Here is a 25,574-nt window from a genome sequence, read left to right as displayed (position 1 = left end):
ATATTTTCTACATTATCTCTATATTAACAAATTGTATGATATTGTAAATCCATACTAAAATAATTCTATTTAATTATATATTTGAGTTAGCTTGGCTAGACTCTTTCGTATTTAATCTCTATTTACACAGAACACCTTTCATACAAAGGCACTTTAAATAAAGTACAATATATCTCTAGAAAACATCATTTGAGAATTTCATAATCGTATAGCTTTACGAGAACAGTATTTCTATAGTATTGATTAGATAAATCCACAGATGAACTTAACTAGAAAGGGTTATGGATACACATAACTTCAATAGCAGAATCACCACACTATCTTGTAAATCTTAATACTTATCGACAGTACTCTATTAAATTGTGGGTTCAAAACACTTACGTATATAATCTGATATCACAAAAAAGACTACCTCCTTTATAATATGGAAGTAGCCTTCTTTAAAAGCTATCTATAGAACAGTCGAAATATAATGCTTTTAACGTTATATTCTATGTCTTTAGATTACATCATACCGCCCATTCCACCCATGCCGCCCATGTCAGGCATGCCGGCGCCGCCAGCGTTTTCTTCTGGCTTGTCAGCTACTACTGCTTCAGTAGTTAGGAACATAGCTGCAACGGATGCTGCGTTTTGAAGTGCGGAGCGTGTTACTTTTGTTGGGTCGACGATGCCTGTTTCGAGCATGTTTACCCATTCGCCTGTTGCTGCGTTGAAGCCTACGCCGACGTCTTCTTTTTTAAGACGTTCGATGATAACGGAGCCTTCAAGGCCTGCGTTGTGCGCGATTTGACGTACCGGTTCTTCGATTGCACGAAGGACGATTTTCGCACCTGTTTCTTCATCGCCAGTTAGTTCAAGACCTGCAACGTTGTTGTAGATGTTGACTAGCGCTGTACCACCACCGGCTACGATACCTTCTTCTACTGCTGCGCGAGTAGAGTTAAGGGCGTCTTCGATGCGTAGTTTGCGTTCTTTCAATTCTGTTTCAGTAGCAGCACCGACTTTGATTACTGCAACGCCGCCGGAAAGTTTCGCTAGGCGCTCTTGTAGTTTTTCTTTGTCGAATTCAGAAGTAGTTTCTTCTACTTGTGCACGAATTTGTGCGACGCGGGAAGAAATGTTTTCTGGGTTGCCGTTACCTTCGACGATAGTTGTGTTTTCTTTCGTTACAACAACTTTAGAAGCGCGGCCAAGCTGTGTGATTTGTGTGTTCTTCAGATCAAGACCTAGGTCTTCTGTGATCACTTCACCACCAGTTAGTGTCGCGATATCTTCTAGCATTGCTTTACGACGGTCACCGAAGCCTGGTGCTTTAACAGCAACAGCATTGAATGTACCGCGCAGTTTGTTCACAACAAGTGTTGCAAGTGCTTCGCCTTCTACGTCTTCTGCGATCATCAATAGCGGTTTGCCTTGCTGTACAACTTGTTCAAGTACAGGAAGTACTTCCTGAATGCTTGCGATTTTCTTATCTGTGATTAGGATGTATGGATCGTCAAGGACTGCTTCCATTTTATCTTGGTCAGAAACCATGTACGGGGAAGCATAGCCACGATCGAATTGCATACCCTCTACTACTTCAAGCTCCGTGTTGAAGCCGCGGGATTCTTCGATTGTGATAACGCCGTCGTTACCAACGCGCTCCATTGCTTCTGCGATTAGTTTACCAACTTCTTCGTCAGCTGCAGAGATTGCCGCTACTTGTGCGATGGACTCTTTGCCTTCGATTGGTTTGGAGATTTCTTTAAGCTGGGAAACAGCTACTTCAACCGCTTTTTCGATACCGCGGCGTACGCCTACTGGGTTCGCACCAGAAGCGACGTTTTTCAAACCTTCACGGATCATTGCTTGTGCAAGGACAGTCGCTGTAGTTGTACCGTCACCAGCGATTTCGTTTGTTTTGGAAGCAACTTCGGATACAAGCTGCGCACCCATGTTTTCGAATGCATCTTCCAATTCGATTTCTTTGGCGATTGTCACACCGTCATTTGTGATCAGTGGAGAACCGAATTTCTTATCTAATACGACGTTGCGTCCTTTTGGTCCGAGTGTTACTTTCACTGCATCTGCAAGTGTGTCCACACCGCGAAGCATCGCGCGGCGAGCGTCTTCAGAGAACTTAATGTCTTTAGCCATTAATAAAACCTCCTAAATATATCTTCTATGGTATATGAATCTGTTCTTCGGATTATCCTAATACTGCAAGGATGTCGCTTTCGCGAAGAATTAAGTAATCTTTTCCTTCGTATTTCAATTCTGTACCAGAGTATTTAGAGAAGATGATAAAGTTGCCTTCTTCTACTTCTGGTGTAACTCTTTGTCCATTATCGGTTACACGACCGCTACCGACGGCAACAACTTTACCTTCTTGCGGTTTTTCCTTGGCAGATTCAGGAAGCACGATTCCGCTTGCTGTTTTCTCCTCCTGCTCTACAAGTTCAATTACGACACGATCGCCTAGTGGCTTCAACATGTGAGAAACCCTCCTTAATATAATCGATAATTTAATTTTTAGCACTCGAGTTAGTTGAGTGCTAACACAGTTATTATAATAATCAAAACGAAAACGGATTGCAAGTAAGACACTCAGATAGTTGTTCGACGAATTCTCCATTTCTCCTGCCAATCCTTAAGTGATTTAACAGGGTAATTACAATGCACAGCGCTACATACTCACCCTGTTCTTATGTTAAAATACCTAAGATGCCAACTACATAAGTAAGGCGGAAGGAGTCGTTACATTGCCAGCACGCTATTGGTACGTCATATTGACATATATTGTGATGCAGCTCTCGTCATTTGTGCTGCTTCCATTTGTACCTTGGATGAGGGAGCAAGGATGGGATCTGACCATTTTTTCCTACGGATGGAGTTTGATCACCTTCCTGCTCGCTGTCATCATTACGTTCTTCCTGCTGCGTCAAGATATGCGCACACCTGCTATGCGCAATGCCGCTAGTCCTGGCATGACGGTTGTCTGGATCATCATCGGATTCTTTGCTGCATATTTCGGACAAGTGATTGCCGGATTGATCGAAATGTATGTATTGAATATCAGACAAGGGTCCGAAAATACGTCTACTATTATGGAAGCTGTTCGGACGGTTCCTGCATTTGCATTGATTGTAGTTGTATTTGCTCCAATATTGGAAGAAATCATCTTCCGTAAAATCCTTTTCGGGGAAATCTATAAGCGGACGAACTTCTTCATAGCTGTACTCATATCGGCACTTGTATTTGGTGCAGTGCATGGAGATTTCCTGCATCTTTTGCAGTACTTTGTCATGGGTGTCATTTTCGCTGCGCTTTATGTGAAGACGAAACGGATCATCGTCCCGATCATCACGCACGGTTTAATGAATCTGCTGGTCGTCATCATGCAGCTTTACTTCACACCGGAAAGACTTGAAGAATTTGAAAAAATGCAGAAACAATTGGAAAACATGCAAACGATCATCTTTGGAGGATAACTATTCATGATACGCTCGCCATTGTCCCTTGCGGTTTTGTATCTGTTCATCGGATGCATGTTCGTATTCTGGGCTGTAACAGATGTAAGAAAAGCAGGAGATTGGACATTTTTAAGCATCTTCTGCGCCATCTTCGCCACGTTTGATATTTACACAGCTATTCGCTATATCAAACTTCATTACAAGATTAAGAAAATGAATCAAAAATGAGAAAACCAGCCGCTTTAGGCTGGTCTTTCACTTATATATGCCGTTTATATCTCACAGATGTGTACCGTTCTCCATCCACTTCATGATAGCCAGCTTGTTCATGCTGGGCGGTGAACCCTTTTGCTTCATAAAAAGGAATGCCTTTTTGATTTCCCTTTGCCACAGATACCCATTGTTCAAAAGCGGCAAACTGCTCCTTTTGCTGTTTGGTGAGAGCATCTAATAATTTCGTGCCTATCCCTTCATTGCGTCGATCCTGATTCAGATACAGCACGAAAACTTCCCCGACGCCTTCATCGATCATCCCGCCGCCTATCGCACCAATCACTTTCCCTTCTTCCAGCGCAACAAAGTATCCTCCCCAATGTCTGCTCGTCTCGGTTACTTCTTTTCGAATTCGGTCGTGATTATAAAATTCTTCGATTATCCCCTGGATGTATGTCTCGGAGTGTGTTTCCCTGTACGTGGCCCAATAGCCATCCGTGCAGACTTCGGCTATTCCTGCAACATGTTCTGGTTTTGCCAATGCTATATGGATCATGATTGCCTCCCCTTTTGAAATGACAGGTTTTAACAATTAGATTATAGCAAGATGACGATAATTAAGCATGACTTTCTGCATCTATCTCCTCGTCAGCCTCCAGCTTCATCATCGCCCCAAAATACTGCTGCGCCGTTGTAAAGCAAATAAAAGCACATAATTCACTGATTTCTGCTTCCGAGAAATATTCCTCCAGTATGTCAAAAGCCGAATCCGGAAGATTGCCTTTGGCGTGGTGTTGGAAGACGGTCGCGAACCCGACAGCAACAGATGTCTTCTCATCAAAGATAGCTTCATCCGGCTTGCCTTTGGCTTTGCAGTAGGCGCATTCGTTGGATTGAGCAAGTGTGCGCCTTACTTGTTCCTTCAAGCTTGCTGATAGCCTGACGTTCTTCTCTAGAATGTCGGATAGCTCCGACCATGCTGTCATGATACTGAGATTATGGCCTAATAATTTTTGAAAGCTTGTTTTCCCAAATTTTGATTTACTTATTCTTGTCATGTTGTCTCCTCCTTGGCTATATTTAATATAAATAATCATCTTGCTTGATTACATATAGATTTAAAGGAGTTTGGCGATTAAAACTTATGCTTTTTAACTACTTTAGCGAGGATGTCTTAAAAATGAAAATAGACGATACCGATAGGAGAATTTTGGCTGAGTTGAAGGCGAATAGCCGGCTGTCGATGAGTGAACTCAGCAGGCGGGTGAATCTGTCTTCCCCATCAGTCACGGAACGCGTGCGGCAGATGGAAGCATTCGGGGTGATCAAAAAGTATACGTTGGAAATCGATTATGAAAAGCTGGGTCTGCCTGTTCAGTGCATCATGGAAGCGACGATGAAGAATGGCAATTACAAAGCGTTCAAAGCCCATATCGCCACTTTGGATAATGTCGATTTCTGTTATCGGATTGCAGGCAATGCCTGTTTCATGATGAAGATGCGGTTTGGGAGTTTTGCCCAAGTAGAAGAGTTTATTGATTCGATTGCGTCTTTCGCAACGACTGTAACGCATTTCATCTTTTCACAAGTGGAAATCAATGCACATAAACAAAGAGCAGACTAAAGTTGTCTGCTCTTTGTCCGTTACTGAAACAGATGATTCAGGAATGTCTCTACTTTCCCTAGATCCAACAGTTGTTCATTACAGCTTTGGCTGTCCTTGCATATATAGTTTCCCCTATTCACATAGGTCTCTTTCCCGCTCTTGACCCGTGTGACGAACAAACCGACATCACCAAGGCTGTTACACAAAGAACAAATGCCTTGTGTGCTGCTGTTATCGAAGACGCCAGAAATGCCTTTCAGCTTGCCTTGATATTCGACGATCAAGTGCTGCTTATGCGCCCGAGTGTCGAACCAGCCGATGTACGACAGCCTTTGGAAATCCAGCGCATCCAAATCCGGCATCTGCAGCTTCTTCGCTTTCGGGAATAGCTTCTCCACCGTTTTTTTCGACACTTTCCGGAAGGGGATGACATACTGCTTCAGCTCTGATAGAAAGGCTTGTGCTTCCATTTCCTCCTCTATCTCCAGCAGACGGTTCAAAAGCGTTTCTTGTGCTTCCGTCATTTCTGGAAGCATCTCCTCCACTTTCGAGAAGGCATGGAGCTTCACTCCATCCAGTGTATCTGCATGGTTCACCGTGGCATGGGCATTGATGATATGAGACACCTGTTTTGCGATGAAATTATATTGGTCATTCCGTATAAATGCTTGTTCATTGTTTTTTTGTTTATCCATTTCCTGTTCGCTCCCTTATCTTCTTTTCATGCTTAGATAAGTGCAAAGCCCGGACAGAAAAGGATACATTGGCGATTAGTAGACAGTCTCCTCACACAAAGTATCGCCTTTCCCAATAGGCTTTGCATGAGCTGTTACAAATTCTGACGCATGAGCATTCGTCTCAATTGCCATCAGGTATCACCTCCACTCCCAGAATATCCAAGAAAGGGCATGACTGCAACAGTTGACGTTATAAAAGAAACCTATTGCTGGTGTGCAATAGGTTGGTATGTACTATTTATTCCTCGTATTCTCCTCGATTTGGCGCAATAATTTTATCACGTAGTAAATGGCGGGGAGGGCGACAAGGTACAAAATAATTTCGATGTAAGTAAGAATCAAGTCAAGTAAGCCAAACATATAAAACTCCTTTGTATGAGAACCAATGTATTACAGTACTTTCAACACCCGATAGCTTAGGTACCAAATAAAGCGAGGAACCAGCCTCTACGATTGGTTCCTCGTTTTTGTCACATAGCAAGAAACGGACTGCACCTTCGCATTCTTTCCTGCACTTGCAAAAGTAAAAATCAGTGCGAATGCATACGACTGTGTATCCATCTTGAAAAAGCCATTCACTGCTCCTTGCTTACCGTGGGTGAAAGCATTGGCAATATGTACTGCTGTGACACCCTCTAAAGAAGAAAGCACTGGCAAGATGGTGGCACTTCCAATATATGCTCCCTTCCCGGCTATTTCCAATTTGCAATCAGGTGCAAGTTGATTCTCTAACTGTTGGTACTGTTGTTGGAATGCAGCAATCGTCAGCTGACGGATAAGCTCCCTTTTGGGAGAGTTGCCACATGATGCTATGCCTGTCACCTGTAGATTTGTCATAAGTACCTGCTTTCTTAAGAAACGATGATTTTCCGTTGCAATGCTTTTGTGACGATACGCTGATAAGCTGGTCGTTGAGGATTCTTGGCAAGCTTTTTATCATTCAGCTTCACTATCACTTTTCGGACATCCTTATCATAGATGAGCAAATCACGGTATGGCTGCTGTTTCAGATATTGCTGGAACCATTCTGTTTTTCGCAGCTGTTCGATATTGTGCTGGATATCGTCTTCTTCATAAGTACCTGTCAAAGAAGACAGCAGCATAAGATTGAATACATCTAAAAGTAAGACCATCTTATATCCTCCATTCTTTTCCTCATAAAGGAAAGTATACAAATTGTACGAAAAACAACGTATGAAGTTCCATTATTCAGCAAAAAACCTACTGCTTGATGGCAGTAGGTCATAATTTTTTTTATGAAGCAACCGGCTTCGTCGGTGTTCTCGGTGTATGTTTTGGATAGTGATTTCTTAAATATGGCAGCACCCAGCGGTCGAGTCCATAGCGTCCGGCATTGGCTCCAGCGACTAGTAAGAAGATCGTAAGCAAGACCATCTGTGCATTTGTGCTGACAGTGCCACTGAAGAGGAATGCAAAATTCATCGTAATGCCCATGAGTGCGGCGAAGTTGGTAAAGACTCCGAGAATGAGTGCAATTCCGACAAGAATCTCTCCCCACATGACAAGGAAGCTGAACAGTCCGGCATTCGGCAAAGCTATTTGTTCCAGGAAGACCGCCCACCAGCCTTGTACCGCCGGATGCTCCCCGCCTGCTTGTGCCACTGCTCCTTGCAGGAAGCCGCTAGCATCAAATCCACCGCCGGTCAGTTTACCGAGTCCGCCAGTAAGCCACGCATACCCAAGATAAATCCGGATAATTGTCCAAAGCCCAGCCGCAGTTTTACTGTTTCGAATCCACTGTATGATCATTTTCTTCCACACTCCATCCATGAGAATAGTTTGTTAAACGTTTCACATATAAGATTGAGAGGGATTAGCGCTTTTCCTTCTACACTTGTAGTATAAGCGAAAAGAGAAGATTGCGCTTCATTTTGTGAACGTTTTCACAAATTAGCAATAACTCTTTTACAGTTTTGTGACAGCGCACAAAATGCAGTTTCAACGGGGGAAATAATGTGCTGGTAAAACTCCTTGACCTAGAGTCGGCTCTAAGGTGTAGCGTAAAAAAGAAGATGCTTAATTGAATCGCAGAAAGGAGCAATGGAAATGGCAGATAAACAAACAGCTGGACGGGATTTGTTAGGGGATTTTGCTCCGAAATTCGCCGAACTGAATGATGATGTTCTTTTTGGTGAAGTCTGGTCGAGGAAACAGGAATTATCACCGCGCGATCGCAGTTTGATTACTGTTTCTGCCCTGCTTGCAGGCGGAAATATGGAACAGCTGACCCCTCATCTCCAAAGAGCAAAAGCAAATGGCTTAACAAAAGAAGAGGTTGCGGAAGTGATTACGCATCTAGCTTTTTATGCCGGATGGCCGAAAGCTTGGTCAGCGTTTAACCTCGCCAAGAAAATCTTTGATGAAGATAAGAAAGAAGGGTGAACATATGACTAAAGAAGATCTAAGCAACAGCACTATCTTCGAATTAGGAAACAAAGTGGAAGAGAATTTCATTGGGGATGCATACTTAAACATGATTTATATGGATAAAGAACCGATCGATGCCCCAATCGGTAATGTCACTTTTGCACCTGGATCACGCAACAACTGGCACTCCCACCAAATCGGTCAGGTTCTTCTTGTTACCGGTGGTGAAGGCTGGTATCAAGAAGAAGGAAAAGCTGCCCAGCTGCTCAAGAAAGGTGATGTGGTGAATATACCAGCGAATGTGAAACATTGGCATGGTGCAACGATGGATAGCTGGTTTGTACACTTAGCTATTTCCCCTGGTCAAACAGAGTGGCTGGAACCCGTTGACGATGCGTGGTACAGCAAGCTGTGAAAGCACCAGCGAATAAGGAGAATGAACGATGACATATCGTATCGGTGAATTGGCGAAGCTCACGGATTTAAGCGAGCATACCTTGCGTTTCTATGAAAAAGAAGGCTTGCTTGTGCCAAAACGGAATGTCAGCAATGTCCGCGTCTACTCCGAAGATGATCGGCTATGGGCCGAATTCATCGTGCATATGAAAGGAACGGGTATGTCGCTGGAGGATCTGAAAAAGTACAAAGATCTGCGCGAATCAGACAGCGACAACTACGAGGAATTAGTAGCTATTTTGATCCGACATAAAGAAAATGTAGAAGCTAAGATGGCAGAGTATCAGCACAATCTGGATCTTATGAACAAAAAGATAGCCATGTACGAGCAGTACATGGATGGTCAGGGCGAAAAGGATTTGTATGATCGGTTTGTTAAGGAGAAACGTACACAAAATTGAAGGCCTGTGCTAGGGATAACTCTAGCTCATTCGTAAACAAAGGCAAAAATGAGGAGTGGAGAGAACCTGATTCTCCCTACTCTTTTTTGTTTAAGTGGCCGGCAATGGTTTCTGGTACTGATGGACAACTGACAATCGCACCGTACTCTCATCACTGGAACCGAAAGATACCCGGATCATTTTCAACGGCAGAAGGTCTAAATGCTATATCTGGTGCGGCAGCTGCGTCTGGAATCCATTGCGCACGAATCATCACCTGCTCCGTCATACCCGACCTGGGATTGGGGTCCTCTTTACCAGTAGTTTGATACCGTTACCTTTTGCCATTATATTGTCTTTCTCTTCTTTTCATCTTCCTCTTCGCGTTCCACCCAATAATCGGCGTTCTTGATGTTGACCTGCGAAGGGCGGAATATGGGATCAAGTCCCTGTTTCCTTTGCACCTTGTAGTCCTTGAGCGCTGCCATCGTCGGTTTATACAGCAGGATGACAGCGATTAAGTTTACCCAGACCATCAATCCAAGTCCTATATCCGCCAATGTCCAAGCCAATGTTGCCGAGCGGATAGTACCGAAGAATATCGCCGCCAGGAATAGCACTTTCAAGATATTGGAGAAAATTTTCCTGGATTCTCCTCTGACAATATAAAATAGATTCGTTTCCGCAATATAAAAGTAAGCAACCAAAGTGGTAAAAGCAAATAAAAACAAAGAAATTGCTACAAATGGCGATCCGAATCCGCCAAGTACCTCATCTACAGCCGCCTGTGTATATCCTGCACCTGCTTCCATTCCATCCGTATAGTCGACGATATAGCCTCCATCTGGATCTGTGACACTGTAATTGCCGGTCATCAAGATCATCAGTGCTGTCGCAGTACAGATAAGCAGTGTATCGATATAGACGGAGAAGGTTTGGACCAAGCCCTGCTTTACCGGATGGGATACTTCTGCCGCTGCCGCTGCCTGTGCTCCTGTCCCCTGGCCTGCTTCATTGGAATACAAGCCGCGCTTTACCCCCCAGCTTATGGCAGCACCGATCATACCGCCAAACGCAGAATCAACACCGAATGCACTGCTGAAAATAAGCGTAAACGTACTTGGAACCTGTTCAATATTCGCGAAGATGACAATAGCAGCAGCAATTAAATAAAATAATGCCATGATCGGAACAACATAAGATGCCAGGAAGGCAATTCTGCGAACACCGCCGAAGATGACGTATCCTGTAATTGCAACCAAGGCAATTCCTGTAATCATTGGTCCAATACCGAAAGCATTATTCATGCTTTCAGCGATTGCATTCGCCTGTACACCTGGAGTCAATAGACAGGTGGATACAGCTGCCACCACCGCGAAAATATAGCCGTACCATTTCCATCCGAGCCCTTTCTCCGCATAATAAGCTGGTCCGCCACGATACTCTCCATCCACTTTCTTTTTATAAATCTGGGCGAGCGTAGACTCTGCAAAAGCAGCCGCAGAACCAAAAAAAGCAATGAACCACATCCAGAATACAGCTCCTGGACCACCTGCTGCGATGGCTGTCGCAACACCAGCTATATTCCCTGTGCCGACTCTGCCAGAAAGTGCGATAACAAGCGATTGAAAGGGTGAAACACCAGATTCGGAACTTTTCCCAGTGAACGTATGCACAATCATGTCCTTCAAATATCTGACCTGCAGCAACCCGGAAGCAATCGTATAAACACCAGCAACAACAGCTATGAAGATCAACATCGGCACACTCCATAAATACTCGCTGACCTTTGTTAATAAAGACTCAAACCCCAAAAGAAAACCTCCTGAAAAGATGTATTTGAGATGGAATATGTGTTTATTATGGCGAAACGTTTAGTGTGATGCATGAAAGTTGTAAGGTTATATAACGTTAAATTTTGATTATTCAGAATATATTAGATAGAGCTCCATTGGCGATCCTTACCTAATCACATTAAAATACCCCAAGCCCTCCTGTTACGGGCTTGGGGTATCAAAAAATCCTAGCTATCTTTTTAGCTTAACGATACGAATCATGAATCGGTGCAAACAAATCTTCTTCTGCCTGCCGTACGACAGAGAAATGATCCACATTATAATGTCCATGCAAAATCTGATTATGGTGCTGGATGATCTGCTCTGCAGTCAGAACATCAGAGCCTGATGTCGAATGACCATCTGCCACTAGCGTTACATCCATACCTTGCACGGTGGCGGTACGGACTGCAGTGTCGATACAATGCTGTGTTTCGCAGCCCATGATGACAAGATGGGAGAACCCTTCTCCTTTCACATACTCAAGCAAACCTGTGCCATAAAAAGCATTTGTCGCCTGCTTATCAAATACAGGTGCTTCTTCCGGTACTTGAATCCCTGCATGTATCTGGAAACCCTCTCCTTGTCCTCCCGCGACGTCTGTATCACGGACGAATAGGATAGCAGCTTCTGCCATTTGCGCTTTGGCGATTACGAGATTGATTTGCTCAATCAGGTTCTCTTTGCGATATACAGGTCTTTCTCCCGATCCACCGTCAATCAGTGCCTGTTGTGCGTCAATAATCAGTAATGCTTGCTTCAAAAACGTCTCTCCTTTAGCTGATTGCTAAGACACTCCGACTTTGCGACTGATATGCTCGTTTTTTCTGTTTCATACTATCCGCCTCCTATTGATAACTAACTGCAGTATACACCACCCCTTTATAAAATGGTGCCTTTTTCCAACCAAAAGATGTTTAGTATCTGTCCTATCAGGTTATCTAAACCGTGTACGATAACCCATGAGGAGGATTAACATGGCTAAGAAGAAATTGGCACTACATGAAACATTGGAAGTACACGAAGTACTTACTTTAAAGCAAAGCTGCCTGGTGAAATCCTATGCATTACAATCCCTCGCCGAAGACGACACCTTGAGAATGATTCTGGATAATGATGTAACGAGTTCCGAAAAAGCAATCAAGGAACTGCAGGAAGTCCTATCTAACTAAAGGGGAGGTGATTGGAATGAGTATCACGGAAAAATTGAAGACAGCAGGAAAAACGCGTGATGAGTTGATTGCGACTGAACTATTGGTTTCAGCTAAAGCCACGGTCCGAACCTATGCGGTTGCACTGACAGAGACTGCATCCTCGGAAGTACGTGAAGTGTTGAAGAAACAATTGGATCAAGCAATTGATAACCATGCTAAAATCGCAGATTACATGATAAAAAATGAGATGTACTATGCGCATGATGTAGACAAACAATTGGAACATGATAAAGAAAGAATCGAGAAGTCCCTTGAATTAGTGAAATGAATGAGAAAACACCTAGAATAGCTCATGCTGTTCTAGGTGTTTTCTTGCTTAAAATTGCAATTCCCTGCTCCGCCAGAGATACGTCTGGATCAGCTGATGCGTATCCTCCAAATCCTTCACTGAGACTACCTGTGTTGTCTTGTCCAGATGTTCGATCGGGATGTTCAGGATGCTTACCGGAATTTTAGTGGACAGTTTCTTATAGCGATGTCGAAACAAGAATTCCAACTGAAACGGGATATCATGCGCAATAGCCAAATCGACCAGCTGATTTTTCAGCGTTTGATTGATTGGTATCGTTTTATCTGCCACTTTGATTGCAACACCGCTGCCTAATTCGATGGCTCCCCGGCTTTGTTGAGCGATTCTTTGCCGGGGCACGGACCCGATATAAAAGGCTGCTTCCCCCTCGAGCTGATTGGAAAGATATTTTTTGTTATGGAACGGAAAGAAGATGATGGTGATTTCCCCTTCCGATGTGTCCCATTGCTGCAAAAGCTTAATGGCAATCGCCGGAGCGATCTTATTATCCAGCCCTTTCCCGACCACCCGGCCGCTCACTTCATCACCCAGATACAAGAAGTCATCGAATAAAGTCACGTGGTCGCCTGGTTCCACACCCATTTCACGTGCATCATTCGCCGAGTTGGCTCCGATATCGATGACAGCGGCGTGCTGCTCTGCTTCACCTGCCGTAACCACACCGCCCAGCAGCCCATTCTTTGTCTCCACTTGGACTGCTTGACCTTGGACATACGTCAATGTGAAATAATTCGCGTCTGCTACAAGTGCTCCTGATTCTGTAATGGACGTCACTACATAAATCTCTTCTTTCACCTCTGCCAGCAAGGTGATTTTCGGCGTATACTTTTCTCCATGTTTACGGACAATAAGATTCCCCCGGCTGTCAAAGTGCATCTCATCCGCAAACGGCGTGATCTTATCGACGATTTGTGAAACAAATGACTGATTGTACCCTTTGTACTTTGACAATTCCCGAATCAATTCAAACATGTTGCCTTCCCCTTTCTAATGGGCAGCGGGACAAATACAAAAGCCTCTCGGACAAAGATGCGTCGAGAGGCTTCCTCTATTCATCTTATCTGCCGGTTATGAACCGATGGAATTAGCACAGTGTCTGTAGTCAGATCTGCTGCTGAGGCTTCGCAGGGCCATATCCCTCCACCTCTCTGGATAAGAAACATATATAATTTTCAGTAAGTTTATCATTCTGTTCAAAGATTGTCAATATATCTTATCTGATTACTCGGAATAAGGATGCAAAAATGGACCCTACTCCATTTTGCGATGTTATTTTCTTAAAGTTCCCCTTATATACTCTAAATTAATGATGGATGTAAATTCTAACTGAATGTACTACAATCGTTACAGATATCTTAGGAAATAACCTTAAACTTCTCATATTTCGGCTTTTCTTTTCAGTTAGTATATTTATTATACATTTTAGTTTCAGAATCAATGGATCTTGCAATTTGGAATGCATCTTCTTGGCTTCTCCTGTTACTTATAAGCTCATAAAAGAACGTTAACACGAACATCAAATTTGCATTTCCATCTATGTAATCATCAGGGGCGATATACGCTTTACATCCTTTCTTTAGAAAAGCTTTGGCTAAAGAATCCTTTCCCAGAGTACAACCACATCCAATCACATTTAACCCTTCGACAACTGCGTATTTACGGACATGTTCATCGTCAAAGAATCTTCCTTTTGGTTCATTAACTTCATAGAACGAATTATCTAATTCAGGAATACAAAATTTCCCCTCTTCTCCATGAAAATTAAGTATGAGATAATTCGTATCCGAAGCCCTATCCTCACCAGACAACACTTCGACAAGATCATTTGGCCTTCCTACATAGTGTACATAAACCCTGGCTCCAAAGTACTCCAGAGCTAATCTCATAGCTAAAGACTCCGTATCGCAATCAGGTCCAATCACAAGGGTTACAACAAACGCCGGTTTACTCATATTTCCCCCTAGATTATTTTTTCTCCATGCGAATATCTTTGTTGATATCTATCTCATTGCATGATTGTTTACTTTTTTCAGGTGCATCTTCATATGGTATTTTATGGTATAATACTATATCCACATCGATAGTAACAAATTTTCAATTATATTTGAAAAGGATGATCTGAATGAGTTGGGAAGCAAAACGCACCATCGCTGTCTTATTTATTGCAATCCCCCTTTTATTTGCGCTTTGGCTGTGCTTTAACAGCAATCTATTAATCTCGGAAGAATTTAGTTTCAGTGATGGATATGTAATGGCCCGGACTTTAATAATCATATTCACACTGTATCTATTCACAAAGATTGGATTTGTCTTGTTTAAAAGTACGGAAAAGAAGTAGTTTTAGACTCACAATCATCATGTTTCAAAAAATAAACGACTAAGCAAAACAAACCTCGGACAGCTAAACTGTTGCCGAGGTTTTTATCTACTTAATTAACTGTGTTGATGATTTCTAGATCGAATATTCAGCTGGCATCCAACTGGCACCAACACCGCCTCGTCCAAAGTGGATGGCCATGACGGAACTTATTTCATTGCTGATGAATACTTCTGCTTTATTACCATATGTTTTCATTGCATCCTTTAGCTCAGTGGCAAGGTCAATGGAATTCACATGTGTGATTCGGACAATCTGTTTTCCAGACTGTTCAATATCGCTTTTTAATTTTTCCAGCATCCATTTTAGCAAACGTTTCTTCGTGCGGACCTTCCCCATAACTTCCAGCTTCGCGTTTTCCAATCCGACAATTGGTTTTATATGCAATAAGTTGCCGATCCTAGACGCAGTTTTTGAAATTCTGCCAGTACGCACCAGCGTTGTCAGATCATTTATCGTAAGGTACAGCTGACTATGGGAACGGTAAAATTCGATGGCTTTCATTATTTCATCGATCGTTTCACCTTGCTCCATGAGCTGACAAACTTTTAGGACAATATTTTCTGTACCGATGGAAGCCGTATTGGTATCAATCACGATGATCCGGTTACCAGCATCCTCGATTGTATCTCTTGCAATACGGGCCGAATTGACGGTACCGCTTACATTCTCTGTACAGTGCAAGCTGATAATAACATCATATTCAGTCAGCAAATCTTCATATAAAACGACAAATGACTCTGGAGATGGCAGGGAAGAAGAATAGGACGCTCCCTCATCAATGAACCGAAACAGCTGATCATTTGTAATCTCTTTTAAATCAACATAGGACTTGTCGTTTATGATGACATTCAAATGCGCGTAATATATAAAAGGATATCGCTGTAAATCCTCTTCTCTCAGATTCGTAAGACTGTCTGTCACAATTGCAATTTTCATTTATTCACCTCTAGTTTCAGTATAACGGGTAAATAAAATAAAGATACAAAAAGATTAGGAAATAAGTCATAAATTGTACAAATCAAAAGCCCTTCATAAAAAAAGCTGCCGACCTCTCGGCAGCTTTACTTATTCAGGTGCAGTTTCATGTGAAGGAGTCGTCAAATCGACTTCTTCCAATTTGTACACCTTCGTTTTCTTTTTCACTTTAAAGATAATCCAGCAAAGCAGGAAGACCGGAATACCGATGTAGGACGCGATCAAGCTGCCCCAATCAACGCCATCTGCTGTGAAAGCAGAGAAACTTTGGCCGATGATGACAATGACACATAGCACAAAAGCAAGTATCGGTGCGACTGGATAGAATTTAGCTGTATATGGCAAGTCTTTGATATCGTTTCCTTGGGCGATGTATGCTTTACGGAATCGGTAATGACTGACCGCAATACCGACCCAGACGATGAAGCCTGCCATACCGGATACGTTCAAAAGCCAAGTGTACACGACACCATTTCCGAAGAAGGATGTCAGGAAGGCCACACAGCCTACTGCCGTCGTAGCGATCAACGCGTTTACTGGTACGCCGTTTTTGTTCAGTTTACCAAGGAATGCAGGTGCTTTCCCTTCTTTCGCCAAGTTCCACAGCATCCGTGTGCTCGCGTACATGCCAGAGTTACCGGCAGACAGGACGGCAGTCAGGATAACTGCGTTCATGACCGATGCTGCAAATGCGATTCCCGCTTTTTCGAACACGAGTGTGAACGGGCTCAGTCGGACATCATCACTTGCCAGGCTTTCTGTTGTGTAAGGAATGAGCATACCGATTACGAAGATAGCCAAGATGTAAAACAAAAGAATCCGCCAGAAGACAGAGCGAATCGCCTTCGGAATGGATTGTCTAGGATTATCCGCTTCACCAGCAGCTGCACCAAGCAATTCAGTTCCCTGGAAGGAAAAGCCGGCTGCCATGAACACACCAAGCAAGGCAAGGAAACCGCCATTGAATGGCGCATCTTCCACCGTAAAGTTAGAGAACCCAGGCGCGTCACCACCGAGGATACCAAAAATCATCAATACTCCGACGATGATGAAGACGATGACAGTGACGACTTTGATCAACGCGAACCAATATTCCGATTCACCGAAGCCTTTAACAGAAATATAATTCAATAAGAACATGATGATAAGACTGATGGCACTCCAGATCCAAGATGGTGTATCAGGGAACCAGAATCCCATGATCAATGTTACGGCAACGAGCTCAGCTGCAATCGTGATGGCCCAGTTGAACCAATAATTCCAGCCGAGTGCGAATCCAAATGATTCATCGACAAAACGGGATCCATATGTGCTGAAGCTTCCGGATACCGGCATGAATGCTGCCATTTCCGCCAAGCTTGTCATCAAGAAAAATACCATGCAGCCAATCAGCGCGTATGCAAGTAAAGCGCCACCTGGTCCTGCCTCACTGATAGCGCCTCCGCTGGCCAGGAATAATCCTGTTCCAATTGTTCCGCCAAGGGAGATCATCCCAAGGTGACGGGCTTTCAATTCCCTGCGTAAGCCCGTTTGTTTCGTGTTGTTTCGGTTGCCCACTTTCTTTTCCCCTCTCTGTTCTTGCACAGTTGCGCTATAGATACGAAAAAAGACCGTCCCGGATAGCTTGCTCTATCCGAACGGCCTTTACTTATAAACAGCATCATTCTCACAAAGATAGCGCAACACGCCAGCTTTGCTACTGACGTGACAGTCCTGCCCCTATTCGAGTACAAGCCCAGCCACAAGGATTGGAGAATCCATTTGGCTTCGGCGGCTATTCCTTTCCAGCCTGATCGACGATCTCTCCCGATCTCCCAGTCTGTACTTTTAACAGCCGCAACCTCTACCTCATCAAATGATGAGGATTTGTATGCAATTGAAAAACTCATTTAACTGTACTACACACATCCGTATATTTCAACAAAAAATTATTACATCATGAAAAAACACGCGCCTAGACGCGTGTTCCTTTATCATATAAGTTGTCTCTTGCTGTTGCTGGCTTTCCCGTTGTGACCATTGTTGCGCAAGGATGGCATGATCCAGTTATCGATACCAAACCGGCCAGCATTCGCACCGCCAACTAGCAGCACTATCGCCAGGATAATCATGATTAGATTCTGGGTGAATGCTCCGCTCAATAGGAATGAGATATTCATCAATATCCCCATTAAAGCTGCAAATCCCGTAAAAGCACCAAGCAGCAGCGCCAATCCGACAAGTGTTTCTCCCCACATGACAAGGAAGCTGAATACCCCTGCATTCGGTAGGACGATATTTTCGAGGAAATCCCCCCACCATCCCTGGATGACACCCGCCTCCGAGCGTGCCATGGCTCCTTGAACGAATCCACTCGCATCAAAATTTCCGCTCATCAGCTTACCTAAGCCCGCTGATAGGAATGTGTACCCAAGATACAATCTGATCACGAAGAAAACGACTGCTGCTCCTTTGCTCTGCCGTAAATTGCTGATCATCATTCTTTCCTCTCCCATCGCTGCCAAAGTTGTAAACCGATGTGGATCGGCACCTCCACAGCTCTAGTATAAGAGGAAAAACCAAAGACGGAATATTTATATACGAAACTTAATAGAATAGTAATAATTTTGAAAGATTTTTAGTAGAGTACCTAGTTTGACACTATATATACAGATGCTGGGTTTTCATGATTATTAGGGAACAGGCGATATATCCTATCAGATAAAATAGCTTTATTGCACAGCAACTCGGTAGTAATGATTTGCCTTCTCGTCTTCTCCTCTATGGGTGTAATATTCCGCCATGCGCAAGCTATAATATTGTACACTGCCTCGCTCACCAATTGACTCATAATAGGCTATGCCCTGTGTCCAAACTGCTTCGAAGCTTTCACAGTCGACAAATTGCTTATGCAGCATAGCGAATGCCCATTGATAATGCATGTCTTGGTCTTTTTTACTCCTGGCAAATCCCAGCTGGTAGTAGTACATGGCATCCTGCATGCGATTCGCGCGGAAAAGCGATTCTGACAGATAGTAAAGGCTTTTCATATAATGCGTGCAAGGATCAGCATAAACAGCTTTTTCGAAGTAGTTGACTGCTTCGTCGAATAAATGTTGCACAAAACAAAGCAATCCTAGATTGTGGTGCACCATGGACGTTAAGTTGAGGGACGTTTCATGCGGTCCAGGCTGACAATCGAGCGCCTCATGCAAATAATTCTCTGCCTGATCGAAATTCCTGATTTCCAAGTGGTTCAACCCGAGCAGCAGCTTACACTTGGCCAGATGCAGCTGCTGTTTGTGATGTGTTGCAAAGGCCAGTGCTTTTGTTGTATTCAGTGCTGAAAGGGCCGGAATATAGGTTTGATAATATGCATTGGCCAGCTTATAGTAGAAATCCGCTTTCTCATCATCATCTGTGATGTAATTCTCAGCATGTTCATAATAGCGGATCGCTTCTTTCCATCTTTTCTTTTTGAAAAGTATCTGTCCTTTGAAGTAATGATAAAAGTATGCATTCTGTCGAGACAAAACATGGCTCTGTGCTTCGAACTGCTTCAAAAGCTCCATCGCAGTTCCCACTTCATCCAACATTACGTGATAGCGTATAATCAGCAAATCGGCTGCAGCCAGAACTTCCTCCGATTCAATATCATTTCTCATCGTACCAATTGTCTCTGCCAGAACGGCTGCCTCACTTTGTTTTTCCAGTTTCATCACATTATAGAAGTCATGAAGCAGCTCCCAGAATGTCTTATCATCCACCGATAAAACCAGGCCCATAGTCACTCCTCCCTCATTACTTATGTATCCTTATTTTACCATAATCCCCCAGTGTCATTTTATCAAAATTTTCTATATACTATATTTCTCCATCAACTGGGAATTTCCTCCTGTTTTGCAGAAAGCAAAAAAAGATTGACGGATTCTGAACCGTCAATCTTTTATTTCCTGTGTATAATTTCCTTTATTTCCGATAAATCGACTATTCTAGGCAGCTTGACAAGTCGATTATACGGTTGATCTTTTACGAACACTTTAGTTGCGGATTCTTCAAGCAGCGTGTTCAATACGTCTGGCTTGTCGTCAAAATAATAATCAAGTTCCAATTTTTTGATGATATGCACCTTTTCTTGATCTTGCATGCCGTAGAAGAACTGATTTTCCTTGATTGGAAAGCCGAGGGCGCGGAGCCACTCCATCGTTCTTTCTCCATGCTCTTTCGGTCTTGAAGTAATATAGTAGATTTCATGACCATTCTGCTCCAGTTCCTGCAATAGCTCGATCGCATCCGGAAATGGCGGGCACGTAGTATAATAGATTTCCTCCAAAGTGGAATTCCACATTTGGGAACCTTGTTCATCTGTCAGCCCGAATGGTTCATGGATTTCGACACGTTCAAGTTTATGAAACGCTTCAATTGGAAGACTTTGATTCAACTTCTTGTTATAGATGTGAAAGGCATGCTCACGCAAATTAATCAGTGTATCATCGATATCGAAGCCGAATTTCATTGTTTCTTTTCCCCTTTATCATAGCGCGGGTAGCCGATAAACTTGAAGTCTTGTCCGATTTTAATGATATCGGTATCAGTCAATTCCACTGCATCAGCCATTTTGGCAAAACCGGCACCTTCCAGGAAGGTTGGTGCATCCTTTCCGCCGATTAATTTCGGGGCGAAGTAAAGAACTGCTTTATCAACCAAGTGGTTTTCCAAGAATGAGGCATGGATGCTTCCGCCCCCTTCAATCAAAACGGAAGAGACTAGCTGCTCACCCAATATCTCGACCACTTCCTTCACGTCCACGCGGCTTGATCCGCTTGTCCGAAAGACTTTTATGCCTAGTGACAAAAGCGCCTTCTCTTTTTCATCGTCCGCTTGCTGACTTGCGAAAACCCAAGTGTCTGCCAGTTTATCGGTGATCACCTTGGCGTCCATCGGTATTCGCAAACTGGAGTCCAGAATGATACGAATTGGATTCCGTCCATTCGGAATTCTGGCTGTCAGTTCCGGATCATCTTCTATTACCGTATTCACACCAACCAGGATTGCCATATGCTCATTGCGCAGCTGATGGACGTCCTGTCTGGAATCAGCAGATGTGATCCACTTACTATCAAGTGTATGGGTGGCTATTTTGCCATCCAATGTCGTGCCTGCTTTCAGCGTGATAAACGGCTTCTTCTCGACGATGAATTTATTGAAAACCTCGTTCATCTTGCGGGACTCCTCCCCGCGCACACCGATGATCACTTCAATGCCGGCTTCTTCAAGAATTTTCACCCCGTTGCCAGCAACCACTGGATTCGGATCCAGCGTGGCAATGACCACCCTTTTTAATCCAGCTTCTTTAATTGCCACTGCACAAGGTCCGGTCCGACCATGATGGGAACAAGGCTCGAGCGTGACATAAATCGTCCCGCCCTTCGCTTTGTCTCCCGCCATCCGAATCGCATGAATCTCAGCATGCGGTTCGCCTGCTTTCAGATGGGTGCCGATGCCGACGATATGGTTGTCATTCACTATCACAGAGCCTACCAGCGGATTCGGGTCGGTCTGCCCTTTCATCGCCTTGGCGTTTTGCAAGGCCAAGTCCATATAGAAGTTGTGATCAGTCATTGCTGCAGATCTCCTCATCCCCGAGATGACCTGATCGGACAATTTTTGTCTTAAGGTATTTCTCGTTGAATTCCGATACATCGCCCCATAGTGCCGATCGACCGGAAAGCTGCATGCCTGCCTGTTCCATCGCTGCAAGTTTTTTAGGGTTATTCGTCATGAGTGTAACAGGCTTCGTACGGAGCGCCTTCAGCACTTGAATGGCATCGCTGTAGTCACGGGAATCATCCACAAAACCGAGGCTTTCATTCGCCTCTACCGTATCGTAGCCATTTTCCTGTAAGATATAAGCCATTGCTTTGCTAAACAAACCTATTCCGCGTCCTTCATGGTTTGCCAAGTAGAATAATGCGCCTGTACCGTGCTCCACGATCCTTTGCATGGATTGCTTTAGCTGGAAGCCGCAGTCACAGCGTTTGCTGCCGAAAATATCACCTGTATGGCAAATCGAATGCATCCGGATCAATGCATCCTCAGCCTCAGCAAAATCGCCATACACCAATACACTGGATTGCTGCATTTCCGCCAGGTTCATGTCAGACAGCTTTTCAATGATTTTTTCATAGTCCTCGGCTACTTCATCGCAATTCAACCAGCAGTACCATTGGAACGTGACCGTTTCTTCGTAAAGGTTCACAGGCAGTTTGATTGGTCCGACAAGATAAATAGCTCCTTCTGCACTCGGGATAAGTTCAATTTTATCTTTCAAAATCGAAACGGCTTTCGACTCTAATTTCATTTCTGTCATCCATCTTTCTCCTTTTTTATCAGTGTGCGTAAAATCACTGAATTTATGTAGGCCCAGTTTCGCCCATATCCTTATAACTTCTTCCATCATAGTATGATAGACAGCATCTTAGAAGTAGGCACATATAGGTGATTTAGTGTAAAAAAGATACCAGTGTCTTGTGCTAACTATACACCGTTTTAGGAAAAGGGAAAATAAAAAAGCTCCGGCCTCTTGATGAAGCCGGAACCTTTGCTATTCGCTTAGTGAAGTTACTGTATGAGGCAAAATCCTGCTCAGATCAGGCAGGGTAATCTCTACCTGATAGCCGATTTTACCAGCACTGAAGATGATGGTCTCAAATTCCGAAGCACTTTCATCCACAACGGTACGGAAAACCTTTTTCATGCCTATAGGTGAACAGCCTCCGTGTACGTAGCCCGTAAGCGGCAGCAATTCTTTTGCCGGCAGCATCCGAACCGATTTCTCCCCTACACTCGCTGCAGCTCGCTTCAAATCGAGCTCTTTCCCGACCGGAATGATAAATACGTAGTGCTGATTCGATTTACTGACCGACAAGTGTTTTGAACACCTGAGCCGGATTCTCACCCAGTACCTCAGCCACTGCTGTTCCGCTGATTGCATCGGTATCCGCATAGCTGTATGATTCGTATGGTATTTTCTTTTGGTCAAGCAGGCGCATGACATTGGTTTTGTAATCCATGGATTGCCTTCCTTTCTTCCAAGATGATTAGAACCGTTTCACAACAAATAACCCTGCTGTCATGAGGATGACGATGGCACCTCCATATACCGCAATCAATCCGAGCTCAATCGTACTGTAGCCGATTCCGACAAGCACAAGTAATAGAACCCCTGAAAAAAGCGATACAACTACGAAAGCACCCAGCAGATAATCTTTCATCATCCGGAAGGTGCGTTCATCCATATCAGGCTCCCGTTGCTTACGCTTGAACCAACTGAGCAGCATCGGAAATCCAATTCCCCCGATAACCCCTGCCAGGATAATGAAAAGCAAATCACTTCCCAATGGCAGCTGTCCCCCAGCAAGCTCTACTCCCAGTCCTAAACCCACAAAACTGCAGAGCGTGATAAAAACATAGATCAGCAATTCGTAACGCTTCTTCATCTTTCGCATTTTATTCCTCCTCCAAATAAAAGAGCTGTTCCATCGGCACATCAAAGTATGCAAGCATCCGAAGTGCAAGCTCCAAACTGGGATTGTACTTTCCTTTCTCGATCGCGTTGATTGTCTGGCGCGTAATAGCTAAATCTTCCGCCATTTTCACTTGGGTAATCGATCGTTGTTGCCGCAATTCTCTTACTCGATTAATGACTCTCATCCGTAACCTGCTCCATCCGTATGTAAAGGTACCTTTACATATAACATATACCAAAAGAGACCAGGTGTAAAGGTTGCTTTACGCCTGGTCTTTCATTTTTTCTAAAAAGTGCTTCACTTCCCGACGGCTTTTCAATATGATAATGTGCTTGTCCTGTTCTAATTGCGCAAGCTTATCCAGCAGGTTTTGGCGTTTGGCCGTTGGAAATTGCCAAACCCATTTAAGGAATTCCATATCGATTTTTTCCTTGCATCCCTCCTGCATATCGGGCCGGGAACGATTATGATACATCATCCTTCTTTTCAACACACGATACAAACATAGAATTCGCGGCATATCCAGAAATATGATCGTATCAGCTGCCTGCAGCCGTATATCCAAAGTGCCATTATAGTTGCCATCGATGATCCAGGTATCCCTGCTCACTAATTGTGACTGAATCTGCTCTTGTTCTTTTCTCGGAGTAAGTCTCCAGCCCGGTTTCCAAAGTATCGCGTCCAAATGCCATACTTCCATATGTACAATCTGACCGAGCTTCCTAGCCAAAGTAGACTTTCCCGATCCGCCGGAACCGACTATGGCAATTTTCTTCATCTTTCTATTTCCTGCTCCAGCTCTGCTTCGGAAATGACACGGATGCCGGCCCTCCTGAACATAGCTGTCGTCACTCCTGCACCAATCTGCTTCTGCCCTTGAAAACTACCGTCATAAATGACAGAGCTGCCGCATGACGGACTGTTTTCCTTTAATACAACCAACTCCACATTTTGCTCTTTGGCGATGGCTAAGGCGTGGGCTGCACCTTCTATGTACATATCGGTAACATCTGTACCCGAGAGCTCGACGACTTTTGCTTTTCCATCCAAAACATCATACCCATTCCCCCCGACGATTTCAGCTGGTTCCCTCGGCGTCATGAAACCGCCAAGCAATTCAGGACATACGCTGATTGCTCTTCCCTGCGCAATCAGCTGTTCCACCATTGTATCTGTCGCTGATGATCCATTATAACGGACAGGTTTACCTGCCAGGCATGCACTTACCATTATCATAATGTTTCCCCCTTACGCTTCTGGTTCATGATAATACAAAAGCAAGAAAAAGCTGACCGTGTCTGCCGCTTTATTTTCATAGCTGTGCAGCACGTAATTTTTTATTGAGTGCTGCCCTTGTACCTCATTTTACCAAAGATTCGTTTTTGCATAATATAGAAATCGGCATATTCATGACGGATGAATCCTTTGGTGTTGCCACTACCAAATTGAAACAGACAGGAAGTTTAACTGCTAACTGGATATATGCCCTGAATCTGACGGCATATATTTGCTGGAACCTATCCTGTATCCTCGGGGCAGTATGCGGCAAGTGGATTGCAGATCCTGGAACATGGGGATTGGATTTTGCTTTGCCTGCTATGTTCCTTGGTCTGCTATTCTTACAGCTCGAGCATGTGCCTGCATCGAAATGGATGCTTTACGCTATTTTGAGCATCTGCGTAATTATTGCCACGGTTGGATTATCACTCTTGTTCCCTGCATATGTCGCTGTCATCGTTGCATCACTTGGGGTAGTGCTGGATAAATGAGTATGGGCAGTATGATGTTTGCAGCCATTGTTCTTTCCGCCATTGTTACGGTTATCCTAAGGATCATGCCGTTCATGCTGGTACGCAGCATACGACTGCCCGATGTGGTGTTATGAAATGGCTATCCATTGTGCCTTGTCTGTATTTTGACGGCGTTGGTAATCGAAAATGCCTTCATCCAACAAGACTCTCTTTAGACTGGCCAGTACTATTGATCCTGCTGCCGACAACCCTTATTGCAGTAAAACTCGCAGCCTCTCCATGACAGTGATAGTTGGCGTATTACTGATGGCAATGTACCTTAATCTACTTTAATTCAAAAAGGCCTCATCCTGAGGATAAGAGCCT

At 43.9% G+C, this 25,574-nt stretch carries 32 protein-coding genes, 2 pseudogenes and 2 riboswitches; of the genes and pseudogenes, 10 read left to right on the top strand and 24 right to left on the bottom strand.

Annotated elements, in window-relative coordinates; all coding sequences use genetic code 11:
* Positions 1–504: 504 nt before the first annotated feature.
* Positions 505–2,139 carry a chaperonin GroEL gene (gene groL / locus BLQ53_RS09975; RefSeq protein WP_093727166.1) on the bottom strand — a complete coding sequence of 545 codons (1,635 nt, stop codon included), beginning with the start codon at positions 2,137–2,139 and terminating at the stop codon, positions 505–507.
* 52 nt (positions 2,140–2,191) lie between these two features.
* On the bottom strand, positions 2,192–2,476 hold the full coding sequence (gene groES / locus BLQ53_RS09970; protein ID WP_093727165.1) for a co-chaperone GroES: 285 nt from the start codon (positions 2,474–2,476) through the stop codon (positions 2,192–2,194).
* A gap of 268 nt (positions 2,477–2,744) precedes the next feature.
* Here groES and BLQ53_RS09965 point away from each other — a divergent pair, with 268 nt between their 5' ends.
* Together BLQ53_RS09965 and BLQ53_RS09960 are read left to right on the top strand one after the other, a co-directional pair.
* On the top strand, positions 2,745–3,473 hold the full coding sequence (locus BLQ53_RS09965) for a CPBP family intramembrane glutamic endopeptidase (RefSeq protein ID WP_093727164.1): 729 nt from the start codon (positions 2,745–2,747) through the stop codon (positions 3,471–3,473).
* A 6-nt stretch (positions 3,474–3,479) separates the two neighbouring features.
* Entirely contained in the window at positions 3,480–3,683 is a 204-nt protein-coding gene (locus BLQ53_RS09960) for a hypothetical protein (RefSeq protein ID WP_093727163.1), read from the top strand.
* 31 nt (positions 3,684–3,714) lie between these two features.
* Here the strand turns inward: BLQ53_RS09960 and BLQ53_RS09955 are convergent, their stop codons facing one another.
* Positions 3,715–4,224 carry a GNAT family N-acetyltransferase gene (locus BLQ53_RS09955; protein WP_093727162.1) on the bottom strand — a complete coding sequence of 170 codons (510 nt, stop codon included), beginning with the start codon at positions 4,222–4,224 and terminating at the stop codon, positions 3,715–3,717.
* A 61-nt stretch (positions 4,225–4,285) separates the two neighbouring features.
* Complete coding sequence (locus BLQ53_RS09950; RefSeq protein WP_093727161.1) at positions 4,286–4,726, bottom strand: carboxymuconolactone decarboxylase family protein; 441 nt, start codon at positions 4,724–4,726, stop codon at positions 4,286–4,288.
* Positions 4,727–4,848: 122 nt separating this feature from the next.
* On the opposite strand from BLQ53_RS09950, the gene BLQ53_RS09945 reads away from it, so the two are divergent.
* Entirely contained in the window at positions 4,849–5,292 is a 444-nt protein-coding gene (locus BLQ53_RS09945; protein WP_093727160.1) for an Lrp/AsnC family transcriptional regulator, read from the top strand.
* 20 nt (positions 5,293–5,312) lie between these two features.
* Here BLQ53_RS09945 and BLQ53_RS09940 read toward each other — a convergent pair whose 3' ends face one another.
* From BLQ53_RS09940 to BLQ53_RS09925, 4 genes are all read right to left on the bottom strand, one after another.
* Positions 5,313–5,969 carry a FusB/FusC family EF-G-binding protein gene (locus BLQ53_RS09940; protein WP_093727159.1) on the bottom strand — a complete coding sequence of 219 codons (657 nt, stop codon included), beginning with the start codon at positions 5,967–5,969 and terminating at the stop codon, positions 5,313–5,315.
* A 489-nt stretch (positions 5,970–6,458) separates the two neighbouring features.
* Positions 6,459–6,848 (bottom strand): hypothetical protein, encoded by a 390-nt coding sequence (locus tag BLQ53_RS09935; protein WP_093727158.1) that lies wholly within the window; start codon positions 6,846–6,848, stop codon positions 6,459–6,461.
* A gap of 14 nt (positions 6,849–6,862) precedes the next feature.
* A complete protein-coding gene (locus tag BLQ53_RS09930; RefSeq protein ID WP_093727157.1) occupies positions 6,863–7,144 on the bottom strand; it encodes a hypothetical protein in 282 nt (93 codons plus the stop codon).
* Between the two features lie 121 nt (positions 7,145–7,265).
* Positions 7,266–7,781 carry a DoxX family protein gene (locus BLQ53_RS09925; RefSeq protein WP_093727156.1) on the bottom strand — a complete coding sequence of 172 codons (516 nt, stop codon included), beginning with the start codon at positions 7,779–7,781 and terminating at the stop codon, positions 7,266–7,268.
* A 297-nt stretch (positions 7,782–8,078) separates the two neighbouring features.
* Here BLQ53_RS09925 and BLQ53_RS09920 point away from each other — a divergent pair, with 297 nt between their 5' ends.
* Genes BLQ53_RS09920 through BLQ53_RS09910 form a run of 3 tightly spaced genes read left to right on the top strand, consistent with a single transcriptional unit; the run spans position 8,079 to position 9,256 of the window.
* Entirely contained in the window at positions 8,079–8,414 is a 336-nt protein-coding gene (locus BLQ53_RS09920) for a carboxymuconolactone decarboxylase family protein (RefSeq protein WP_093727155.1), read from the top strand.
* 4 nt (positions 8,415–8,418) lie between these two features.
* A complete protein-coding gene (locus tag BLQ53_RS09915) occupies positions 8,419–8,814 on the top strand; it encodes a cupin domain-containing protein (RefSeq protein WP_093727154.1) in 396 nt (131 codons plus the stop codon).
* Between the two features lie 28 nt (positions 8,815–8,842).
* Complete coding sequence (locus BLQ53_RS09910) at positions 8,843–9,256, top strand: MerR family transcriptional regulator (RefSeq protein ID WP_093727153.1); 414 nt, start codon at positions 8,843–8,845, stop codon at positions 9,254–9,256.
* Positions 9,257–9,582: 326 nt separating this feature from the next.
* Here the strand turns inward: BLQ53_RS09910 and BLQ53_RS09905 are convergent, their stop codons facing one another.
* Positions 9,583–10,995, bottom strand: a complete 1,413-nt coding sequence (locus tag BLQ53_RS09905; RefSeq protein WP_093727379.1) for an alanine/glycine:cation symporter family protein — start codon at positions 10,993–10,995, stop codon at positions 9,583–9,585.
* Between the two features lie 280 nt (positions 10,996–11,275).
* On the bottom strand, positions 11,276–11,833 hold the full coding sequence (locus BLQ53_RS09900; protein ID WP_093727152.1) for a cysteine hydrolase family protein: 558 nt from the start codon (positions 11,831–11,833) through the stop codon (positions 11,276–11,278).
* 214 nt (positions 11,834–12,047) lie between these two features.
* Here BLQ53_RS09900 and BLQ53_RS09895 point away from each other — a divergent pair, with 214 nt between their 5' ends.
* Both BLQ53_RS09895 and BLQ53_RS09890 read left to right on the top strand, forming a co-directional pair.
* Positions 12,048–12,242 carry a spore coat protein gene (locus tag BLQ53_RS09895; protein ID WP_093727151.1) on the top strand — a complete coding sequence of 65 codons (195 nt, stop codon included), beginning with the start codon at positions 12,048–12,050 and terminating at the stop codon, positions 12,240–12,242.
* A 16-nt stretch (positions 12,243–12,258) separates the two neighbouring features.
* Positions 12,259–12,552 carry a spore coat protein gene (locus tag BLQ53_RS09890; RefSeq protein ID WP_093727150.1) on the top strand — a complete coding sequence of 98 codons (294 nt, stop codon included), beginning with the start codon at positions 12,259–12,261 and terminating at the stop codon, positions 12,550–12,552.
* A gap of 48 nt (positions 12,553–12,600) precedes the next feature.
* Here BLQ53_RS09890 and BLQ53_RS09885 read toward each other — a convergent pair whose 3' ends face one another.
* From BLQ53_RS09885 to BLQ53_RS09815, 14 genes and pseudogenes are all read right to left on the bottom strand, one after another.
* A complete protein-coding gene (locus BLQ53_RS09885; protein ID WP_093727149.1) occupies positions 12,601–13,566 on the bottom strand; it encodes a hypothetical protein in 966 nt (321 codons plus the stop codon).
* 82 nt (positions 13,567–13,648) lie between these two features.
* A riboswitch (SAM riboswitch) is annotated at positions 13,649–13,753 on the bottom strand.
* 238 nt (positions 13,754–13,991) lie between these two features.
* The gene (locus BLQ53_RS09880) at positions 13,992–14,546 is read right to left on the bottom strand and encodes a delta-aminolevulinic acid dehydratase (protein ID WP_093727148.1); all 555 of its coding nucleotides are present in this window, start codon (positions 14,544–14,546) and stop codon (positions 13,992–13,994) included.
* A 500-nt stretch (positions 14,547–15,046) separates the two neighbouring features.
* Positions 15,047–15,910 (bottom strand): DegV family protein, encoded by an 864-nt coding sequence (locus BLQ53_RS09870; protein ID WP_093727146.1) that lies wholly within the window; start codon positions 15,908–15,910, stop codon positions 15,047–15,049.
* A 129-nt stretch (positions 15,911–16,039) separates the two neighbouring features.
* The gene (locus tag BLQ53_RS09865) at positions 16,040–17,533 is read right to left on the bottom strand and encodes an amino acid permease (protein ID WP_139180867.1); all 1,494 of its coding nucleotides are present in this window, start codon (positions 17,531–17,533) and stop codon (positions 16,040–16,042) included.
* A gap of 83 nt (positions 17,534–17,616) precedes the next feature.
* A riboswitch (Lysine riboswitch) is annotated at positions 17,617–17,803 on the bottom strand.
* 119 nt (positions 17,804–17,922) lie between these two features.
* The gene (locus BLQ53_RS09860) at positions 17,923–18,429 is read right to left on the bottom strand and encodes a DoxX family protein (RefSeq protein WP_342005154.1); all 507 of its coding nucleotides are present in this window, start codon (positions 18,427–18,429) and stop codon (positions 17,923–17,925) included.
* 231 nt (positions 18,430–18,660) lie between these two features.
* Positions 18,661–19,713, bottom strand: a complete 1,053-nt coding sequence (locus BLQ53_RS09855) for a tetratricopeptide repeat protein (RefSeq protein ID WP_093727144.1) — start codon at positions 19,711–19,713, stop codon at positions 18,661–18,663.
* Positions 19,714–19,874: 161 nt separating this feature from the next.
* Complete coding sequence (locus tag BLQ53_RS09850; protein WP_093727143.1) at positions 19,875–20,444, bottom strand: 5' nucleotidase, NT5C type; 570 nt, start codon at positions 20,442–20,444, stop codon at positions 19,875–19,877.
* Positions 20,441–21,550: a bifunctional diaminohydroxyphosphoribosylaminopyrimidine deaminase/5-amino-6-(5-phosphoribosylamino)uracil reductase RibD gene (ribD, locus tag BLQ53_RS09845; protein WP_093727142.1), complete on the bottom strand. Its 1,110-nt coding sequence runs from the start codon at positions 21,548–21,550 to the stop codon at positions 20,441–20,443. Before ribD ends, BLQ53_RS09850 begins: the two co-directional genes overlap by 4 nt.
* Positions 21,543–22,298 carry a GTP cyclohydrolase II gene (locus tag BLQ53_RS09840; protein WP_093727141.1) on the bottom strand — a complete coding sequence of 252 codons (756 nt, stop codon included), beginning with the start codon at positions 22,296–22,298 and terminating at the stop codon, positions 21,543–21,545. The genes ribD and BLQ53_RS09840 overlap by 8 nt, the downstream gene beginning before the upstream one ends.
* Positions 22,299–22,532: 234 nt before the next feature.
* Positions 22,533–23,001 (bottom strand): annotated as a pseudogene (ybaK, locus tag BLQ53_RS09835) (Cys-tRNA(Pro) deacylase).
* Positions 23,002–23,028: 27 nt separating this feature from the next.
* Positions 23,029–23,436, bottom strand: coding sequence for a hypothetical protein (locus tag BLQ53_RS09830; RefSeq protein ID WP_093727140.1), 408 nt, complete (start codon positions 23,434–23,436; stop codon positions 23,029–23,031).
* Position 23,437: 1 nt separating this feature from the next.
* Complete coding sequence (locus BLQ53_RS09825; RefSeq protein WP_093727139.1) at positions 23,438–23,641, bottom strand: helix-turn-helix transcriptional regulator; 204 nt, start codon at positions 23,639–23,641, stop codon at positions 23,438–23,440.
* Between the two features lie 78 nt (positions 23,642–23,719).
* Positions 23,720–24,235, bottom strand: a complete 516-nt coding sequence (locus BLQ53_RS09820) for a DNA topology modulation protein (RefSeq protein WP_093727138.1) — start codon at positions 24,233–24,235, stop codon at positions 23,720–23,722.
* Complete coding sequence (locus tag BLQ53_RS09815; RefSeq protein ID WP_093727137.1) at positions 24,232–24,693, bottom strand: 2-thiouracil desulfurase family protein; 462 nt, start codon at positions 24,691–24,693, stop codon at positions 24,232–24,234. Before BLQ53_RS09815 ends, BLQ53_RS09820 begins: the two co-directional genes overlap by 4 nt.
* A 62-nt stretch (positions 24,694–24,755) precedes the next feature.
* Between BLQ53_RS09815 and BLQ53_RS09810 the strand changes: the two genes are divergently transcribed.
* A complete protein-coding gene (locus tag BLQ53_RS09810) occupies positions 24,756–25,226 on the top strand; it encodes an AzlC family ABC transporter permease (RefSeq protein ID WP_093727136.1) in 471 nt (156 codons plus the stop codon).
* Positions 25,223–25,541: pseudogene (locus tag BLQ53_RS19435) on the top strand (AzlD domain-containing protein). The gene BLQ53_RS09810 and the pseudogene BLQ53_RS19435 overlap by 4 nt, the downstream one beginning before the upstream one ends.
* Positions 25,542–25,574 lie beyond the last annotated feature (33 nt).

The organism is Terribacillus halophilus (genome assembly GCF_900101385.1).
Classification (GTDB): Bacteria; Bacillota; Bacilli; order Bacillales; family Amphibacillaceae; genus Terribacillus; species Terribacillus halophilus.
Note: the sequence above shows the minus strand (reverse complement) of the source record. Positions and strands in the feature narration are given on the sequence as shown.

Excerpts from the sequence above, each read along its gene's own strand:
- BLQ53_RS09885 (WP_093727149.1), bottom strand. The coding sequence starts at position 13,566 with ATGTTTGAATTGATTCGGGAATTGTCAAAGTACAAAGGGTACAATCAG.
- BLQ53_RS09890 (WP_093727150.1), top strand. The coding sequence starts at position 12,259 with ATGAGTATCACGGAAAAATTGAAGACAGCAGGAAAAACGCGTGATGAG.
- BLQ53_RS09910 (WP_093727153.1), top strand. The coding sequence starts at position 8,843 with ATGACATATCGTATCGGTGAATTGGCGAAGCTCACGGATTTAAGCGAG.
- BLQ53_RS09920 (WP_093727155.1), top strand. The coding sequence starts at position 8,079 with ATGGCAGATAAACAAACAGCTGGACGGGATTTGTTAGGGGATTTTGCT.
- BLQ53_RS09915 (WP_093727154.1), top strand. The coding sequence starts at position 8,419 with ATGACTAAAGAAGATCTAAGCAACAGCACTATCTTCGAATTAGGAAAC.
- BLQ53_RS09825 (WP_093727139.1), bottom strand. The coding sequence starts at position 23,641 with ATGAGAGTCATTAATCGAGTAAGAGAATTGCGGCAACAACGATCGATT.
- BLQ53_RS09930 (WP_093727157.1), bottom strand. The coding sequence starts at position 7,144 with ATGGTCTTACTTTTAGATGTATTCAATCTTATGCTGCTGTCTTCTTTG.
- groL (WP_093727166.1), bottom strand. The coding sequence starts at position 2,139 with ATGGCTAAAGACATTAAGTTCTCTGAAGACGCTCGCCGCGCGATGCTT.
- BLQ53_RS09880 (WP_093727148.1), bottom strand. The coding sequence starts at position 14,546 with ATGAGTAAACCGGCGTTTGTTGTAACCCTTGTGATTGGACCTGATTGC.
- BLQ53_RS09850 (WP_093727143.1), bottom strand. The coding sequence starts at position 20,444 with ATGAAATTCGGCTTCGATATCGATGATACACTGATTAATTTGCGTGAG.
- BLQ53_RS09925 (WP_093727156.1), bottom strand. The coding sequence starts at position 7,781 with ATGATCATACAGTGGATTCGAAACAGTAAAACTGCGGCTGGGCTTTGG.
- BLQ53_RS09940 (WP_093727159.1), bottom strand. The coding sequence starts at position 5,969 with ATGGATAAACAAAAAAACAATGAACAAGCATTTATACGGAATGACCAA.
- BLQ53_RS09855 (WP_093727144.1), bottom strand. The coding sequence starts at position 19,713 with ATGGGCCTGGTTTTATCGGTGGATGATAAGACATTCTGGGAGCTGCTT.
- ribD (WP_093727142.1), bottom strand. The coding sequence starts at position 21,550 with ATGACTGATCACAACTTCTATATGGACTTGGCCTTGCAAAACGCCAAG.
- BLQ53_RS09955 (WP_093727162.1), bottom strand. The coding sequence starts at position 4,224 with ATGATCCATATAGCATTGGCAAAACCAGAACATGTTGCAGGAATAGCC.
- BLQ53_RS09895 (WP_093727151.1), top strand. The coding sequence starts at position 12,048 with ATGGCTAAGAAGAAATTGGCACTACATGAAACATTGGAAGTACACGAA.
- BLQ53_RS09945 (WP_093727160.1), top strand. The coding sequence starts at position 4,849 with ATGAAAATAGACGATACCGATAGGAGAATTTTGGCTGAGTTGAAGGCG.
- BLQ53_RS09860 (WP_342005154.1), bottom strand. The coding sequence starts at position 18,429 with ATGATGATCAGCAATTTACGGCAGAGCAAAGGAGCAGCAGTCGTTTTC.
- BLQ53_RS09905 (WP_093727379.1), bottom strand. The coding sequence starts at position 10,995 with ATGTTGATCTTCATAGCTGTTGTTGCTGGTGTTTATACGATTGCTTCC.
- BLQ53_RS09935 (WP_093727158.1), bottom strand. The coding sequence starts at position 6,848 with ATGACAAATCTACAGGTGACAGGCATAGCATCATGTGGCAACTCTCCC.
- BLQ53_RS09830 (WP_093727140.1), bottom strand. The coding sequence starts at position 23,436 with ATGCGAAAGATGAAGAAGCGTTACGAATTGCTGATCTATGTTTTTATC.
- BLQ53_RS09870 (WP_093727146.1), bottom strand. The coding sequence starts at position 15,910 with ATGAAAATTGCAATTGTGACAGACAGTCTTACGAATCTGAGAGAAGAG.
- BLQ53_RS09960 (WP_093727163.1), top strand. The coding sequence starts at position 3,480 with ATGATACGCTCGCCATTGTCCCTTGCGGTTTTGTATCTGTTCATCGGA.
- groES (WP_093727165.1), bottom strand. The coding sequence starts at position 2,476 with ATGTTGAAGCCACTAGGCGATCGTGTCGTAATTGAACTTGTAGAGCAG.
- BLQ53_RS09840 (WP_093727141.1), bottom strand. The coding sequence starts at position 22,298 with ATGACAGAAATGAAATTAGAGTCGAAAGCCGTTTCGATTTTGAAAGAT.
- BLQ53_RS09815 (WP_093727137.1), bottom strand. The coding sequence starts at position 24,693 with ATGATAATGGTAAGTGCATGCCTGGCAGGTAAACCTGTCCGTTATAAT.
- BLQ53_RS09950 (WP_093727161.1), bottom strand. The coding sequence starts at position 4,726 with ATGACAAGAATAAGTAAATCAAAATTTGGGAAAACAAGCTTTCAAAAA.
- BLQ53_RS09820 (WP_093727138.1), bottom strand. The coding sequence starts at position 24,235 with ATGAAGAAAATTGCCATAGTCGGTTCCGGCGGATCGGGAAAGTCTACT.